Annotated in this window: 1 protein-coding gene; it reads left to right on the plus strand. The window is 60.4% G+C overall.

Annotated elements, in window-relative coordinates; all coding sequences use genetic code 11:
* On the plus strand, positions 1-255 hold a 255-nt coding region (locus ACRHOZ_RS21135; protein WP_431130294.1), incomplete at both ends, for an antibiotic biosynthesis monooxygenase.

Raw genomic sequence — 255 nt, forward strand, 5'->3', positions numbered from 1 at the left:
GAACAAGCCCGGGCCAACAGCGCCTGTTTACGCTTCGATGTATTGCGCAAAGACCAGCCCCCAGGACAATGGGTGCTGCATGAAAGCTGGCGAGACTCCCAAAACTGCAAGGACTTTCACGCCAGCGCCCCCGCTCAGACCCTGCAAAAAGCACGGGTCGAACAGAACCTGAACCATCCAGCCCAGCAAAAGGCTGCTGACAAGCCTGCGGCTGCGCGCCCGGCGTGCAAGAAGAGCAAGTGGGACCCCTACGTG

Origin of the sequence: Flagellimonas flava (genome assembly GCF_050617915.1) — a bacterium.
Lineage (GTDB): Bacteria > Bacteroidota > Bacteroidia > Flavobacteriales > Flavobacteriaceae > Flagellimonas > Flagellimonas flava_A.